The 14,666-nt window shown below is 61.7% G+C and carries 16 protein-coding genes, 2 tRNA genes and 1 other RNA gene; 4 read left to right on the top strand and 15 right to left on the bottom strand.

Going from position 1 to position 14,666, the window contains the following annotated elements:
• Positions 1–92: 92 nt before the first annotated feature.
• The 7 genes from crcB to Q0H23_RS07770 form a co-directional block, all read right to left on the bottom strand.
• Positions 93–479 (bottom strand): fluoride efflux transporter CrcB, encoded by a 387-nt coding sequence (gene crcB, locus Q0H23_RS07800; RefSeq protein WP_293837229.1) that lies wholly within the window; start codon positions 477–479, stop codon positions 93–95.
• 501 nt (positions 480–980) lie between these two features.
• Positions 981–1,850 carry a hypothetical protein gene (locus Q0H23_RS07795; RefSeq protein WP_293837227.1) on the bottom strand — a complete coding sequence of 290 codons (870 nt, stop codon included), beginning with the start codon at positions 1,848–1,850 and terminating at the stop codon, positions 981–983.
• Positions 1,851–2,122: 272 nt separating this feature from the next.
• The gene (locus Q0H23_RS07790) at positions 2,123–2,992 is read right to left on the bottom strand and encodes a DegV family protein (protein ID WP_293837225.1); all 870 of its coding nucleotides are present in this window, start codon (positions 2,990–2,992) and stop codon (positions 2,123–2,125) included.
• A gap of 96 nt (positions 2,993–3,088) precedes the next feature.
• Positions 3,089–3,553: a MarR family transcriptional regulator gene (locus Q0H23_RS07785; RefSeq protein ID WP_293837223.1), complete on the bottom strand. Its 465-nt coding sequence runs from the start codon at positions 3,551–3,553 to the stop codon at positions 3,089–3,091.
• 92 nt (positions 3,554–3,645) lie between these two features.
• Positions 3,646–4,512: an HAD family hydrolase gene (locus Q0H23_RS07780; protein ID WP_293837221.1), complete on the bottom strand. Its 867-nt coding sequence runs from the start codon at positions 4,510–4,512 to the stop codon at positions 3,646–3,648.
• A gap of 8 nt (positions 4,513–4,520) precedes the next feature.
• Positions 4,521–5,144 carry a DUF47 family protein gene (locus tag Q0H23_RS07775; protein WP_293837219.1) on the bottom strand — a complete coding sequence of 208 codons (624 nt, stop codon included), beginning with the start codon at positions 5,142–5,144 and terminating at the stop codon, positions 4,521–4,523.
• A gap of 155 nt (positions 5,145–5,299) precedes the next feature.
• Positions 5,300–6,352, bottom strand: coding sequence for an inorganic phosphate transporter (locus tag Q0H23_RS07770; RefSeq protein WP_293814050.1), 1,053 nt, complete (start codon positions 6,350–6,352; stop codon positions 5,300–5,302).
• Positions 6,353–6,559: 207 nt separating this feature from the next.
• Here Q0H23_RS07770 and Q0H23_RS07765 point away from each other — a divergent pair, with 207 nt between their 5' ends.
• Positions 6,560–7,180, top strand: coding sequence for an HAD family phosphatase (locus tag Q0H23_RS07765; RefSeq protein ID WP_293837217.1), 621 nt, complete (start codon positions 6,560–6,562; stop codon positions 7,178–7,180).
• Positions 7,181–7,249: 69 nt separating this feature from the next.
• Here Q0H23_RS07765 and Q0H23_RS07760 read toward each other — a convergent pair whose 3' ends face one another.
• The 3 genes from Q0H23_RS07760 to Q0H23_RS07750 all read right to left on the bottom strand — a co-directional run bounded on the left by Q0H23_RS07760 (position 7,250) and on the right by Q0H23_RS07750 (position 9,375).
• Positions 7,250–7,873 carry a YigZ family protein gene (locus Q0H23_RS07760; RefSeq protein ID WP_293837231.1) on the bottom strand — a complete coding sequence of 208 codons (624 nt, stop codon included), beginning with the start codon at positions 7,871–7,873 and terminating at the stop codon, positions 7,250–7,252.
• 74 nt (positions 7,874–7,947) lie between these two features.
• Entirely contained in the window at positions 7,948–8,202 is a 255-nt protein-coding gene (locus Q0H23_RS07755; RefSeq protein ID WP_293837215.1) for an HPr family phosphocarrier protein, read from the bottom strand.
• A 144-nt stretch (positions 8,203–8,346) separates the two neighbouring features.
• Positions 8,347–9,375, bottom strand: coding sequence for a 3-deoxy-7-phosphoheptulonate synthase (locus Q0H23_RS07750; protein ID WP_293837213.1), 1,029 nt, complete (start codon positions 9,373–9,375; stop codon positions 8,347–8,349).
• 156 nt (positions 9,376–9,531) lie between these two features.
• On the opposite strand from Q0H23_RS07750, the gene rnpB reads away from it, so the two are divergent.
• Positions 9,532–9,893: RNase P RNA component class A (gene rnpB, locus Q0H23_RS07745), an RNA gene on the top strand.
• 144 nt (positions 9,894–10,037) lie between these two features.
• Here rnpB and Q0H23_RS07740 read toward each other — a convergent pair.
• From Q0H23_RS07740 to Q0H23_RS07730, 3 genes are all read right to left on the bottom strand, one after another.
• Complete coding sequence (locus tag Q0H23_RS07740; protein ID WP_293837211.1) at positions 10,038–10,688, bottom strand: copper homeostasis protein CutC; 651 nt, start codon at positions 10,686–10,688, stop codon at positions 10,038–10,040.
• 76 nt (positions 10,689–10,764) lie between these two features.
• On the bottom strand, positions 10,765–11,439 hold the full coding sequence (locus Q0H23_RS07735; protein WP_293837209.1) for a DivIVA domain-containing protein: 675 nt from the start codon (positions 11,437–11,439) through the stop codon (positions 10,765–10,767).
• 188 nt (positions 11,440–11,627) lie between these two features.
• Positions 11,628–12,182 (bottom strand): hypothetical protein, encoded by a 555-nt coding sequence (locus Q0H23_RS07730; RefSeq protein ID WP_293837207.1) that lies wholly within the window; start codon positions 12,180–12,182, stop codon positions 11,628–11,630.
• Between the two features lie 479 nt (positions 12,183–12,661).
• Between Q0H23_RS07730 and Q0H23_RS07725 the strand changes: the two genes are divergently transcribed.
• The gene (locus Q0H23_RS07725) at positions 12,662–13,054 is read left to right on the top strand and encodes a hypothetical protein (RefSeq protein ID WP_293837205.1); all 393 of its coding nucleotides are present in this window, start codon (positions 12,662–12,664) and stop codon (positions 13,052–13,054) included.
• Between the two features lie 257 nt (positions 13,055–13,311).
• Positions 13,312–14,283 (top strand): Abi family protein, encoded by a 972-nt coding sequence (locus Q0H23_RS07720; protein ID WP_293837203.1) that lies wholly within the window; start codon positions 13,312–13,314, stop codon positions 14,281–14,283.
• 194 nt (positions 14,284–14,477) lie between these two features.
• Here the strand turns inward: Q0H23_RS07720 and Q0H23_RS07715 are convergent.
• A tRNA-Glu gene (locus Q0H23_RS07715) sits at positions 14,478–14,554 on the bottom strand.
• A 35-nt stretch (positions 14,555–14,589) separates the two neighbouring features.
• Positions 14,590–14,666 (bottom strand) — tRNA-Glu (locus tag Q0H23_RS07710).

The raw sequence follows: 14,666 nt of genomic DNA, 5'->3' as shown, positions 1-14,666 counted from the left end.
CCAATCAGCCGAGGAGCTCGAGGTCCGCGCGATAGCGACCCGGCAGCACGCGATACAGAAAACGTATACCCAAGCCGCCGACTCGATATCCCCTAAACACGCGGGCACAGTCCACCGGCAACGAGCTGACCAGCAAAGCAGGCCAAGACGCCAAGCATGAGGCTGAGCAGCACGTATCCCCCGCCGACAAACCAGTTGCCGCGCTCGAAGAGCCCCGACGCCTCAAGGGCGAAGGTGGAGAAGGTTGTGAACCCGCCGCAGAATCCGGTCTTGAGCAGAAGCGTCGTCTTGGGAGGCAGCGAGGCGGGAACGGCGAGGCCAACGATAACGCCGATGCAAAAGGCACCAATCACGTTCGTGATGAAGGTGGCAACGGGAAACCCCGCATCCGCAGTGGACCCAAATGGCACAAGCGAAATGAGCCACCGCGCAACAGACCCAGCGCCTCCGCCAACGAACACCGCAAGAGCATCAAGCATGATCGATCCTTCCATAAATGCGCGCAATTCGCTCAAGGATACGAGCTGGGATACAACCTCGAGCCACATCCCTCCCAAATAACGCGCGTCAACGCGCTCAAGCATACGCCGAGAAATGAAGGGATACCGAAAGTGAGCAGCCAAATCAAGCCTGCCAAAGTAGCCCATAGAACGTCAATCGATCTACCTGCGGGTTTTCAAACGCAAATCGACCGTCTACTCGCACGGGCACCATTTGGCTGCTCACTTTCGCATTTAGGGGACTTTCAGGCACTTCTCCGCGTCAATCCAACGGCAAAAACAAGGCAGCGAGACATGATTCGAACAAAATGGAGGGCCCGGACATATGCCGGACCCTCCCAAGTCGCCGCAATGGCCAAACCACGCCGGTTCAGAAGCGACCGCTCGCAAGCGTTCGTACTAGCCGAACCTCGCCGGCCCAGAAGCGGGCGTTCGCAATAGCCGAACCGCGCCGGCCCAGAACGTGCAAGCCACAGACGCTTAGCTCCTGTTGTTGCCGCCAATCAGCTCGTCGAGAATCGACGGGCCCATCGGATTCTCGTTAGCGACGCGCTCGCTTTCGAGCACCTCGATGTGATGCTGCTGGCTAATGTGCAGCATCACGACGGCGATGGCGACGCACAAATCGTCGTGGGCAGTATCGCTAACCTCGATGTTGTGGGAATCGGCACGGCGGCAGCCAGACAGAGCGAGCGTGCCCTTGGAGTCGCGAAGCTTGAAGTCAAAGTTGAGGAGATCATCGCCCTTGATCTTCCAATCCGTCTCACCGACCGCAATGGTGTGGGGAGTCTTCAGCAAATCGCGAACAAGGCGAACAGAATGGCCGTTAGAAAGCTTGATGTCATAGACGTGGCTGGTCGAGATGACCTGGCCGCGAACCGAGCCAAGGATGGAGCCGCCCGCCGCGCGAATCTCGGCCTTGGGCCCGAAGGCGCCTGTCCTGCCGCTGATCTCGAACACGGTGTTGCCAGACCCGTCAACGATATTCATCTCGGAATCGAAGACGTCTGCAGCGGCACCCTGGAGGTGCAGCTTGCGAACGGCGCCGGTAACGGCAGTGAAGGCCTTGGTCTCGGACTTCTCGCCCTCCTTGTTCTTGGCCTTGGTCGCGACAATGTTGCGCGCGCCAAGGACAATGAGCACGATGCCGATAAGGGCGAAGGACGCGCCGGCGATGGCCGCCATATTGGAGCTATTTGAACCTGGGGTCGTAATCGCGCCATACACGTAGAGGCAGCCGGTAATGACCAAGAGGGTACCCCAACCGATGAGCATGTAGGCGAATGTCTTTGCCATCGTACGCTGGGTCTTATAGTCTTGGGTCCTGATGTCGTACTTGTTCTTTGCCATGCGTGCCCTCCTGGCCTGCGCACGGCGCCCGCGCAGCCTCGGCGGCGCACGTTGCGTGGCAGGGTTCTCTGTTACGAAATTGTTGCGTAGAGAAGTGTACCCGAACGAACGCAGAGCAACCTCGCAAATGACCGCCCTCGCGATTCATTCTCTGGCGGGTGGCGGCGAGCGCCTGGACGGCGGCGCGGTCCGGCGGCAAGCGCTTGGGCGCCGCGGTCCGGCGGCCAGCGCGGCTCACCGGAATGCGGGCCCATCGGACCAAGAGCGCCAGCCTATGCGCTCTTCTTAAAGAACGCCAGCGCGATCGCACCGGGGCCGACGTGGGTGCCAATCGTCGCTCCCACGGAGTGGATGGGAAGCTCGTCAGCGTGCACGCTGGCCTCCCAGATGCCACGGGAGTCCTCGATGTACTTCCTGAGCAGGCCGTCGTCGAGACCGGCGTAACCAAGCGCGATCGGCATGGAGAAGTCGATGCCACCGGACTTCTCGATCTGCTGGGTCAGGAGGTTGCGACCGTTCTTGGAGCCGCGCGCCTTACCCAGCACGACGACCTCGCCACCCTCGACGGAGATGACCGGCTTGATGGAGAGCAGCTGGCCCACGGCAGCGGCAGCAGCAGGCACGCGACCACCGCGGCGAAGGTACTCAAGCGTGTCGAGCAGGCCCACAACGAAGATGTCATCGCGCACCTGCTCGAGGGCGACAGCGATGTCCGCCGCGGGAAGGCCCTCCCCCACGAGGCGCAGGGCATAATCGACGAGGACGCGCTCGCCCACGCAAACGTTGCGGCTGTCAACGACGTAGACGCCGCTATCAAAGCCAGACGCCGCGGAAACGGCACTCTCATACGTGCCGGAGAGCTTTCCGGAGACCGTGATAACAACGGCATCCTCCCCCGCCTCGCGTGCCTCGCGGATGGCGCCCTCGAAGGCATACGGGTTCACCTGGCCGGTCTTCGGCAGGTCATCGCACTCGACGAGGAGCTCGTAGAAGCGCCTGTGCGTGAGGTCGACGCTGTCGGCATAGCTGTCCGAGCCAAAGGTGATGCTCAGGGGCAGAACCGCGAGCGCCGGGCTTCCGGCGGCCTCGATGTCTTCCGGGGTTATATCAGACGCGGAGTCCGTGATGATGCGAACGGCCATGGCGAATCCTCTTCCTTTTCACACGCGCGCGAAGGCAAGGCCCACAAGAATAGAGGCCTCGTGACCCATCGCTACGCTTCGATGGATGCCTGAGCGCTAACGGCCGATGCCGTGAAGACACTCAAGGACGGATTCCAAGGAGTCATACAGCCGAACGCGCGAGCGGCCGTCAAGCGCCGAGTCGACCCTCGACATGACGCGCGAAATCGCCTGGTCGACGCGACCCATGAGCTCACGACCAGCCTGCGTGAGGCAAATCTCAGCGCGATAGCGGCGTGTGGTCGACTCTGGGTCATCCTTGACCTCGACGAGCTTGGCCTCGCCGAGGCTCGCGATCGTACGGCACACGGCGGCGCGAGTGACACCCGCTGTGCGAGCAAGCTCTGCCGCCGTCATGCCCGTGGAGGAGCGGCCGAGATAGTAAAGGCACATGAGGTCCGCACCACGAAGGCCCAGGCGCTCGCACTCCACCGCACGGATGCGCTGAATCTCCTTCTCCGTCGAGGAGATAAGGCGAACGAACTCCTGGAAACGCTCGCCATCCGTGTTTTTCTCGGCCATCGGCCTCCCTCTTTCTGATCCGTCCCGAGCATCATAGCAGAGCTTGTTTACCGCTCAACATCTCTACACAAGGTACCCGTATGTGACATGGCTCACTTCGCGTCGCCGCAGACCGTTCGCACCATGTGCCTCGGCACGGCGTAGAGGACGTTCGAACCAATGACCTCGCTCGCAGCGCGCTTCGCGTCATCGCAGGCGCCATGGGGCGCGTACGCATGCCCGTGGGGCGCGAACCTCTCGAGCATGGCGATGTCGTTGCCGCCGTCTCCGTAGACGGCGACCTCGTCCTCTCCGATGCAATAGTTGGCCGCAAGCCACGCGATCGCCTCGCCCTTGTCAACGCCCGCGCGCGTCACCTCGAACATGCTCGGGTTAAAGGGGGCGTTGACCACCTTGTCAGAACGCTCCGCAAAGAAGGCGTCGAGCTCGCGAATGAGGCCCGGGTCAGTCGTGCGGCAGTTGATTTTGCAGATCTCGTTCTCGAGGATGGTGGAGGCCGTCTGATCGTAGAGCATCTCGTCCGCCGCGCGCATTCCGGGCGCGTGCATGGCGCGCAGGCGGACATAATCCTTGATGCGCGTCACAAGGCCATGAGCGACGTACTCCGCGTCATAGGCCTCGCGAGACGTGCAGACGTAGCTGTGACGCCTGCCGATGCACAGAAACGGTGCCTCGGGAAACGCCGAGAGCGCCTCCTCGACAAACGCCGGGTCAAGCGTGGCGAATCGCAGCAACTCGCCCTCCCTCGAAAGGACGATCGAGCCGTTCGCGCAGACGACGTCGCACGGGAGATCCCCAAAGCCAAAGTCGCCGGGAGAGCGAAACGTCCGCCCCGTGGCGATGGCGAAGCGCGCGCCCGCCTCGACCACGCGACGAATCGAGGCCGCCACCGGGCGCGTCACGGAATGCGTGGCGCCCAGCAGCGTCCCGTCAAGGTCTGATGCGAACAGGCGAATCAAGGCTGCACCTAGTTGTTCTGCATGATGATGCCCTCGACGCCGTCAGCGACGCGCTCGCACGCGTCGAGGCAGCTCTCGAGGACGGAGTAGATCTCTCGCATGCCGAGGACGCGGAGGGGGTCCGTCTCGGTCATGTGGAGCTCGCGCATGATGCGGAGGAAGATCTCGTCGCCCACGGACTCGAGGGTGTTGATCGAGACGACGTGCTCGTGGAGGGACTCCGGCTTCTTGAAGTTGGGAAGCTCGGCGATCATGTTTCGAACTTCCTCGGCCGCCTTCACGAGCATCGTCACCATCTCGAGCGCGCCAGGCGTGAGCTCCTGGATGTTGTCGTAGTAAAGGCGATGCAGGACGCCCTCGATGAAGTCCGTGACATCGTCAAGGCTGGAGCTGAGCCTTGCGAGGTCCTCACGCTCGATCGGGGTGATGAAGGCCCTGAGGAGGGTGTCCATCATGCCGTGGCGGAGGTCATCGGAGGACTGCTCGATCTCGTGCATCTCGTCCATGTGCTTCTCGAGCTCCGCGGGATTGTAGTCGCGCATGATGCCCTCAAGCAGGTGCGCGGCCTTGCAGATGTTGTCAGCGCAGGAGTTGTAGTTGTCGAAGTAGAAGGAGTCGCTCTTACGAGCCATGTCGGTTCCTCTCGATTGGGGACGTTGGGGTGAGCTACCGGCGACAACGCCGGAAACGGTACCTGACGTGCGAGCCGCGGTGCCCGCGGAGTAGCGGCAGGCCCGCTGGCAGGGGACAACGGGCGGCAACGGTCTGCCGCCGCGACGGTTGCCGCCTAGAACAAGAACATGAACAGCTTGGCCATGGCGAAGCTGATGAGGCCACAGCCCGGGAACGTGAAGACCCAGGTCAGCATCATGTCCTTCACGACGCCAAAGTTAATGGCGGAGAGGCGCTTCACGGCGCCGACGCCCATGATCGCGCTCGTCTTGGTGTGGGTGGTGGAGACGGGAATGCCGAGCTCGGTCATGATGAGGAGGCAGAGCGAACTCGCGAGGTCCGCGGCAAAGCCCTGGTACTTCTCGAGCTTGACCATGTCCATGCCCACGCTCTTGATGATGGGCTCGCCGCCGACGCTCGTGCCGATGCCCATCGTGATCGAGCAGAGCATCATGAGCCACACGGGGATGACGACGCCCTCGACGCTCGACTGACCGCTGCAGAACGCCACGCCGAGGAAGAGCACGCCGATGAACTTCTGGCCGTCCTGGGCGCCGTGCATGAAGCTCATGGCGGCAGCGCCGAAGATCTGGGCGTAGCGGAAGAAGCCGTCAGTCTTGCGGCGGTCTGCCTCAGCAAAGACGATGGTCACGAGCTTGCAGACGAGCCAACCGATCGCAAACCCGAAGAGCAGGCTCATGACGAGGCCGTAGATGACTTTGATCCACTCCTCGCCGTTCACGCCGTCGAGGCCACCCTGGATGGCGATGGCGGCACCGGTGAGGCCAGCGATGAGGCTGTGGCTCTCGGACGTGGGGATGCCGAACACCGAGGCGCCCACGCTGTACACGACGATCGAAAAAAGCGCGGCGCACAACGCGATGAGCGCGGCTTCCGTGTTGCCGCCGAAGTCGACCATGTTGGAGATGGTCGAGGCGACGCTTGCGTTGATCTTCGTCATCACGAGGACGCCGAGGAAGTTGAGCAGTGCGCTCATGATGATGGCGGGCTTCACGCGCATGCAGCGCGTGGTGACGCATGTGGCGATCGCGTTGGGGGCGTCAGTCCAGCCGTTGACAAAGATGACGCCGAGCGTGAGAAGCGTAGTGAGCGCAAGGGGCGGGCTCGTGAGAACCTGCCCCATGAAGTGCGCGAACGAGACGTCCAAGCTATCCCCCTTCTAGACAGACATACACGCTATTGTGCACCAAAGATGGAGGATTCGCTTACGTGTGCCTTACAAAAAACCGACAAGTTCGGCGGGCGGAACGTGGAGCATCGCTGAAATCGTGCGCGAAGGCGGGTGCCGTGCGAGGCCCAAACGAGGCGCATGACGCACAATTGCAGTCACAGCTCCTTGAGAACGGGGATCCGCATGGCATTGCTCAGGAACGTCATCTTCGACATGGGAAACGTCCTCATGACCTTCGACGGCCATGAGTTCGCACGCGCCTTCACGGAGGACGAAAAGGACGCGGACCTTCTCTACGCTGCGCTTTTCGGCCGCACGGAGTGGGCACTGCTCGACTCGGGCACCATCGACCACGCCACGATGCTGCGCGTGGCGGAGGCCCACATCCCGGAGCGGCTCCTCCCCAACCTCTATAGCTGCTTCGACCACTGGCCGGAGCTCTCGCGCCCCCTCGAGGAGACGAACGACCTCGCGCGCCGCCTGCACGCCGCGGGCTTTGGCGTCTACGTGCTCTCCAACGCCTCGGACAGGATCTTCGAGCAACTCGATCACGCGCCCGCGCGCCCGATCATCGACGGCGTAGTCGTCTCCGCGGAGGAACGCCTCATGAAGCCCGACCCCGCGATCTTCCGCGTCCTATGCGACCGCTACAACCTCGCGCCCGAGGAGTGCCTCTTCGTCGACGACAGCCTCGACAACTGCAGGGGCGCTGGGGCCGCCGGCATGTGGACGCACCACTTCACTGGCGACGTCGACGCGCTCGAGAACCAAATCGCCACGCTCTCGCAGGGCGGCAAGGCCTAGCGGGACGGCAATACACGCCCGGCAACCGACGCCTGGCACCCGCGCACGCGCCCGTGCTCATGCCGCGCCCTAGAACACGGAGAAGCTCGGCTCGCTCACGCGGCAGAGGTCCTGGCCCGCGGCCATCTCGCGCATGGCATCCACGAACGCCACTTCCTCACCCGCGCGAAACGCCAGCGTGAGGGTCACATCCGCCCCGTACTCAGACCCACGGTCATGCGCGCCGGAGCGCTCCGCGAGGTCACGCACGCGGTCGTGCACGGCATAGGGAATCGTCAGCTCAACGACGGTCACGAGCGTCTTCTCCACGAGAAGCCCGGCCTCGCGCGCTACCTCGACCGCGCGCTGGGTCGCCGTCATGTACGCACGGACAAGCCCGCCGGGGCCCAGGAGCGTGCCGCCGAAGTAGCGCGTCACCACGCAGCAGCAATCCCTGAGGCCCGCCCCGCGAAGGACCTCGAGCGTAGGCATGCCGCTCGTGCGCTGGGGCTCCCCGTCATCGCTCTGGCGCTCCGTGCCATCCGCCAGGATCCAGGCGGGAACGTTATGGCGAGCGTCGTAGTGCTGGCGGCGAATGCTCTCGATGAAGGCGCTTGCCTCATCCTCGCTCTCGACATGCGTTAAGTGCGCGATGAAGCGACTCTTGCGGTCAACGAACTCCGCCGTCGAGACCTCGTCCACCGCCGGCGTCATATACGATGCGACGCCGGCCGCATTGGCGCCCGACGTCGCATCAGCAGACCTTGTCTTGGATTTGGCCTTCGCCACTAGAGCCTCCGGAGGAGATGCGCCATGAACTCAGAGGCATCCGCCTCGTCCGACCCATCGATCTTAACGGTGATGGTGTCACCGAGGTGGGCTCCCAGGCCCATGAGGCCGATCACGTCCTCGCCGTCAGCGGAGCGGTCCGAGTGGCTTACGGTGTAGGTACTCTCCCACCGCGCGGCCTCGCCGGCAATGAGCATCACGGAGCGAGAGTGAAGACCCATCGGGTCCTTAATGGTATGGGTTAGCTCGACCATGTCTCTCCTGCGAGGCGTTGTGATTGGGTTTCACAACATGGTAGCGATAAATTGACTACTTATCCCCGACATTTCGCTGACGGATAGACCAAATTGCATATCGGCACCAGAGAAGCGCATAAGTTAGGGGCGAACGATCCCCGGTTACGCCCTCTCAGCGAGCTCGCGCACGAGGTACTCGGTCTTCTCCCAGCCAATGCACGGGTCGGTGATCGACTTGCCGTAGACGCCGCCATCGACGGGCTGGTTGCCGTCCTCGAGGTAGGACTCGACCATGAAGCCACGCACGATGTTGCGAATCGACTCGCTGCGACGGCAGGAGTCGAGCACCTCCTTGCAGATGCGGAACTGCTCGAACGGGCGCTTGCCAGAGTTGTCATGGTTGCAGTCGACGATGACGGCCGGGTTGTCGTAGTTCTCCCTCGTGTAGCGCTCGGCAAGGCGCTCGAGGTGCTCGTAGTGGTAGTTGGGGTAGTTACGACCATCGAGGCCGATGTAGCCGCGGAGAACCGCATGGGCGAGCGGGTTGCCCCGCGTGGTGACCTCCCAGTTGCGATAGATGAACTCCTGCGGAGCCTGGGCTGCGTAGATGGAGTTGAGCATGACCGTGGTCGAGCCGGCAGTGGGGTTCTTCATGCCAACGGGCACGGAGACGCCGGAGGCGACGAGGCGGTGCTCCTGGTTCTCAACGGAGCGGGCACCCACGGCGACGTAGGCGAGCAGGTCGAAGAGGTACTGGTAGTTGGAGGGGTAGAGCATCTCGTCAGCCGTGAAGAAGCCGGTCTCCTCCGCCACCGCGAGGTGCATGTGGCGGATGGCCTTCACGCCCTCGAGGACATCAGCCTTGGCGTCCGGGTCGGGGCTGTGGAGAAGGCCCTTGTAGCCGGTGCCCTTGGTGCGGGGCTTTGCGGTGTAGACGCGGGGGACGATGACGAGACGATCCTCGACGTCCTCCGCGAGTTTTGCCAGGCGCGTCACGTACTCGAGCACGGAATCCTCGCGATCCGCGGAGCACGGACCGATGACGAGGAGCTTGCGCGGGTCCTCGCCGGTGATGACGCGGGCGACCTTTTCGTCAAAGGCGACCTTCTTGGCAGCGAGCTCAGCGGAGAGGGGCATACCCTCGCGAATCTCCTGTGGGATGGGCAGGCGACGCTTGAAGTTCATCGACATGGCAAACCTCCTGTATGCGCAAATTGGGCACTGGAAAGGCTTCGCTATGCCTCGTGCGCCCCCACGCGCGAGTTAATTTGCCCGCCACTATACCAGCTTTGTGTTTCCGGAGGCCTTCGCAATCCGGAAGCCTGCACGTGCTACAATCGCTTCCGCGAGGTGGGCTAGACGACCGCGGGACCTGCGAGCAATCGCAGGTCATGAGGAAAGTCCGGGCTCCACAGGGCAGGATGCTGGCTAACGGCCAGGCGGGGTAACCCGACGGAAAGCGCCGCAGAAAAGAAGACTCCCACTGGCGGGTTCGCCCGTTAAGGGAAAAGCTGAAACGGTGGTGTAAGAGACCACCAGCGTCGTGGCAACACGGCGGCTTGGCAAGCCCCATCCGGAGCAAACGCAAATAGGAGCGCCATGGTGTTGCCCGCACCGCGCTCGGGTTGCGCGCTAGAGGCCAACGGCAACGTTGGTCGTAGATAAATGGTCGTCCTAGACAGAACCCGGCTCATAGGTCCACCTCGTACTGAAGACTAAGGCGCTCCCCCGGATCATCCGGAGGAGCGCCTCATTTTTGCGTGGTCTATTTGGTCTACGCGACGATTCAAGTGAGCGCCTGTCCGCACGACGGCCGAAGTGCGTGGCAAGGGTCGCTACGGGAAGGCCCGCCCCTAGAGCTCGACGATCTTCGTGCCATGCACCCCGGAGACGCCGAGGGCACGGGCGAGCTCCTCGCAGTTCTGCCAAGTGACGCCGCCGCCGGGAAGGATGCCGATGCGGCCGGCGGCACGCTCAACGTAGGCACGCAGGCGCGGGAGGTTCTCCTCGATTGGCGTGCCAGTGGGGCCGCCGTGCGTGAGGATCCGCGTAACGCCGTGCTCCGCGAGCCAGTCGATGGCGTCGAGCTGCTCCTCCGGAAGAATCTCGTCAAACGCCATGTGGAAGGTGACCTGCAGGGACTTCTCCGCACACGCGCGGACCGTCGAAAGCAAATGCTCGGTCGCGGGGATGTCGAGATGGCCGTCACGCGCGCAGCCAAAGACGACGCCGTCAACGCCAGAGCGCGCGTGCGAGGCGATGTCGTCGTCCATCATCTGGAGCTCGTCGGCGCTATAGGCGAAGCCTCCCCCACGCGGGCGAACCATCGCCATAAGGGTGACGTCGTGTTCGCGACAAAGGCGCGCAGCCGCGCGGACGACGCCCACGGAGGGCGACGTGCCCCCGCACGCGAGATTGTCACAGAGCTCGATTCGCTTCGCCCCCGCCTCGATAGCGGCAGGCACGCGCTCCATGTTCTCCGCGCAGAACTCCTTGAGTAGCATCCCTTCTCCCCTCTCGCACATACGAAAAAGGCGGGCCCCAAACGGGACCCGCCCAAACACTGCTTACGGCCTAAGACTAGTCCAGGTCGTCGACGTCAACGCCGGACATGGGCAGCTGGGCCGGCTGGGCAAGCTGCGTGGCATCCGCATCAGCGACAGGCGCGGCCGGGGCAGCCGGAGCGGCGATGGCAGCGGAGCCGGTCGGGGCGGACGTGGTGAACTGGTTGGAGAACGCGTTGTCAGCGTCATCCATGAAGTGCTGGAGGAGGGCCTTGTACTGGTCGCGGAACTCCTCGCGGGAGGCCTTCAGGCGATCCATCTCGTCGAGCTCGCTCTGCTTCTCGGCGAGGGCCTGACGGATGACCTCGCGGGCCTTCTGGTCAGCGTCGTTGCGAATCTTCTCAGCGTTGTCACGGGCCTCAGCGACCATGCGGTCAGCGGACTGCTGGGCGACGATGAGGACCTTGGAGATCTGGCTCTCGGAGGCGGTGGTGGCGACGGGAGCGGCAACCGGGGCCTCGGCGACGGGAGCGGCGGTCTGCTGGTTCTGGAGCTGGGCAACCTGGGCCTGGGCGGCGGCAAGCTGCTGCTCAGAGGCGTTCAGACGACCCTTGAGGTCAGCGATCTTCTGGAGCATCGCGTCAACCTCGCCGGAAAGGCGCTCGAGGAAGTTGTCAACCTCGTCGGTGTCATAGCCGTGCTTGGAGGGAGAGAAGGTGAGCTGGTCGATTTCTGCGGGTGTGATTGCCATTCTTATTCCCTTTCGTTCCTTGGACGTCGTGCCGCCCATGGTCACGCTATCTGCATAGGCTTCACGTAATTATAGCGGGTCGAGAGCTGCGAGGTTATTAGTTACACAAAGGTACATAACCATAGGAGGATAACGGAGATGAGAAACGCCACGCGGCTCCGCGCAAACGCCAGAGCGGCCCGAAACGCTCACACCTCTTCGCCAGGTTCTCTCCCGCCGGAAAGCAGAATCTCGCTGCCATTCCAGGCAAGAGGTAGGCCAAGATCAGAGATGCCGTAAAGGAGCCCAACGAGCTCCGCAGGTGCCGCATTCGCACCGCTACAGTTAAAGCGCTTAGCTCCGGAGCGCACGTTCATCTCCCACGAGTACCCGTCCAGCACGCAGCAATCGGGCTCGAATGGTTCCGTCCACGTATCAGCATGGGTTGCGAGCACGGCAGAGACGAGCGCAGACGCTTCGCCGCCCTCGAGCACCTTCCTCTCGTTCGTCTTGAGGCCCCAACTCTGGACGATAACCTCCGCCATGCCACCGTGCCTTCGAATCACGATGGTTGGAGAGAACGTCAAGGCTAGAAAACAGCGAGATCTAATCACTACGGTGTCGAACGAATCGAGCATGGAGGCGCGGTCTTCCGCCCCAACCTCCACAAGTTCCAAACCTTCGAGGCCCAGCGTCCCACCGCCGTAGAGATAACCCTCCCCTACATCGCAGCTGTTGCTGCGCCGATCCTCCAAGTTGCCCACAGACACTCCCATCGCCTCGCGAGGCGGCCAATCCTCGCTCGCCACAATACTTGGCCTGCTGCGACCCTGACGCGTGGCAACGGCCACGTTCTGAAGGTCAGATACAGCATCTCGTGAGACTCAGACATTAATTAACCCCTTATTGGAGCAGCGAGGTTCACAGCCCTTGCGACAAAGAGCGGGCAAGACTATTTAGAGTCGTTCAATGAAATAGCGCGAAAGGACGCCTAGAAGTGGAGTCCCCAGGCGCAGGCTCATTCGTCGCGTGCCCAGTTATATGCGATCTCATGATGGGCATAGCTTCTCGAGCCCTGCCGCGAGTGCGTGAAAGCTCGTCACGATGAGCGCACTCGCCACTTCGGAGTGGTGAAACGTCAATATACCCCCGGTTCATGCCGAGATGATTATCATCGAGTAACGAGTGCCCAGTCACATGAACCGTGACAACCCAAAGATGACCAAATTGACGGGAGAACACAATGATCACAAGAAGAGGACTCTTTGCAATCGCCGGGCTCGCAGTGATGGCGCCCCTCGCAGGTTGCTCATCCGTTCCGGAGGATATGGACGAGTGGGTCTACAAGATCGGCACGCAGGCACAATCCACCTGGAAGGACTACAAGGCGGGGAAGATTAACCCCGATGATGCCTATGATGCGTTCGCAGAGTACACGGATCAGCTCGACTCGCTCTCAGCAGACGACAAAATCGGATCGCTCTACGTCATGACGGCGGTCGGGTCCCTCTACTGGGCGCTCGATGCGAAGGTTAACGACGAGGACTCGCTCGTTGCTCCGAATGACCCCGACGAGTGGGCCTCATGGCTCGACAACGTGCTGAAGGGTAAGTATGACGACATGCCAACAGACTAGAACGGACAAGCGCTCTTTTTCGCGAAGCCACTGAAGTGATCAACTATGCCTTTTATTGGCGGCAAACCGCAAAAATCAGCCGATTCTTGCGGACGGATTTGGGAATACAAACAGAATCTTGTGGACTTTCGATGCTTGGTTTGCCTGCTTTGGTTATAGTAATGACAGCGGTATTGGCGTGGTGATCCTACGGGACCCGCGTCCGCCAGGGCGGCTGCCTCCAGTGAGGTGGCCGCCCTTTGCTTTAAGGAGGGAAGATGGACAGACCGTTTCTCACCATCGAGCAGCAAGTCGAACGCCTTGAGAAGCGCGGCATGAGAACATCCGAGGAAACCCCTGAAATCCTCATGCGTGAGGGCTATTACTCAGTCGTTAACGGGTACAAAGCTCCATTCATCGATGCGAAGGCCAGCAAGGAGGCCGGCGATGACCGTTATGTCGACGGCGCAACGTTCGAGCAACTGTACGCGCTATTCGCCTTTGACAGAGACCTCCGCGAGCTCACGTTTCACTACCTGATACGCGCGGAGGCAACAACCAGAACCGCTATCTCATACTGCTTCTCGAAGGCCCATAGGTCGCCGGACGCGTACCTGCTCCAAGCCAACTATTGCTCATACGACGAGTACGCAGCACGAGAGGAGGACCCAAGCAGCTACGCAAGCGAGTTAGCCGGGCTCACCGGAATCCTGCGAGGCAGAGCCAACAGCAGCCGTACCGAGTTTGTGACCCACTACAGAGAGGAGCACGGCGGCGTCCCGCTCTGGGTGCTCGCAAATGATCTTACGTTCGGAAACCTGGAGCATTTCTTCAACCTGATGAAGCCAGACGAACAGTCCGCATTCTGCAAGATGGTGGCAACGTCGACCGGAAGGCTCGGAGACAAGGCCCTAGGATACTTTGGCCCAGGCAAAGCGCGCGTATGCCTCGAAGCCCTGGTGAAGTTCAGAAACATATGCGCCCATGACGAGCGAATCTACTGCGCTCGAGTCGGAGGGCGAAAGAACATAGGCTACACGGACATGCTGTGGATGCTCGAAAGGTTCCTTACTAAGAAGGAGTTCAACGAGTTGCTGAGCAGACTCGTGCCCCTGTTCAGAAAAGCAGGCGACAGAAACGCCCTGATGCATGTGTTCAACGAAACCGGGATGTCAGGACTCACCGACGAGCTCGCCAGACGAAATCAACTCCCAGATAAATCAACCGCAAATTCGTATGAAGAGTATTAAAGAAGCGGCCCGCCACGGGATGAGCTGAGCCCAAATAAATTAACCAAACAAGAGCTGAGACGAACTGTGGGCAGATGCGAGATATCGGGCGACGGGACGCTCACGGTAGAAATACCTTGGGCTCTGAGGGACTTGAAAGATGACGAAAAGTCCTCCGAAACCGCAGGTAGAACGCAGTTCGGAGGACTGATGTTTGGTAGCCCGTACCAGATTCGAACTGGTGATCTCCGCCTTGAGAGGGCGGCGTCCTGAACCGCTAGACGAACGGGCCATATGTGAAGGGGCCTGAGTGCCCCGGGTAAAACATGGTAGCCCGTACCAGATTCGAACTGGTGATCTCCGCCTTGAGAGGGCGGCGTCCTGAACCGCTAGACGAACGGGCC

This window comes from uncultured Parolsenella sp. (assembly GCF_934660935.1).
Lineage (GTDB): Bacteria > Actinomycetota > Coriobacteriia > Coriobacteriales > Atopobiaceae > Parolsenella.
This window is presented reverse-complemented; position numbering and strand designations above follow the sequence as displayed.

What these genes read in the sequence shown, in the direction of transcription:
- Q0H23_RS07725 (WP_293837205.1), top strand. Translation starts at nt 12,662, where the DNA reads ATGATCACAAGAAGAGGACTCTTTGCAATCGCCGGGCTCGCAGTGATG.
- Q0H23_RS07750 (WP_293837213.1), bottom strand. Translation starts at nt 9,375, where the DNA reads ATGTCGATGAACTTCAAGCGTCGCCTGCCCATCCCACAGGAGATTCGC.
- Q0H23_RS07755 (WP_293837215.1), bottom strand. Translation starts at nt 8,202, where the DNA reads ATGGTCGAGCTAACCCATACCATTAAGGACCCGATGGGTCTTCACTCT.
- Q0H23_RS07760 (WP_293837231.1), bottom strand. Translation starts at nt 7,873, where the DNA reads ATGACGCCGGCGGTGGACGAGGTCTCGACGGCGGAGTTCGTTGACCGC.
- Q0H23_RS07720 (WP_293837203.1), top strand. Translation starts at nt 13,312, where the DNA reads ATGGACAGACCGTTTCTCACCATCGAGCAGCAAGTCGAACGCCTTGAG.
- Q0H23_RS07765 (WP_293837217.1), top strand. Translation starts at nt 6,560, where the DNA reads ATGGCATTGCTCAGGAACGTCATCTTCGACATGGGAAACGTCCTCATG.
- crcB (WP_293837229.1), bottom strand. Translation starts at nt 479, where the DNA reads ATGCTTGATGCTCTTGCGGTGTTCGTTGGCGGAGGCGCTGGGTCTGTT.
- Q0H23_RS07735 (WP_293837209.1), bottom strand. Translation starts at nt 11,439, where the DNA reads ATGGCAATCACACCCGCAGAAATCGACCAGCTCACCTTCTCTCCCTCC.
- Q0H23_RS07795 (WP_293837227.1), bottom strand. Translation starts at nt 1,850, where the DNA reads ATGGCAAAGAACAAGTACGACATCAGGACCCAAGACTATAAGACCCAG.
- Q0H23_RS07775 (WP_293837219.1), bottom strand. Translation starts at nt 5,144, where the DNA reads ATGGCTCGTAAGAGCGACTCCTTCTACTTCGACAACTACAACTCCTGC.
- Q0H23_RS07790 (WP_293837225.1), bottom strand. Translation starts at nt 2,992, where the DNA reads ATGGCCGTTCGCATCATCACGGACTCCGCGTCTGATATAACCCCGGAA.
- Q0H23_RS07785 (WP_293837223.1), bottom strand. Translation starts at nt 3,553, where the DNA reads ATGGCCGAGAAAAACACGGATGGCGAGCGTTTCCAGGAGTTCGTTCGC.
- Q0H23_RS07740 (WP_293837211.1), bottom strand. Translation starts at nt 10,688, where the DNA reads ATGCTACTCAAGGAGTTCTGCGCGGAGAACATGGAGCGCGTGCCTGCC.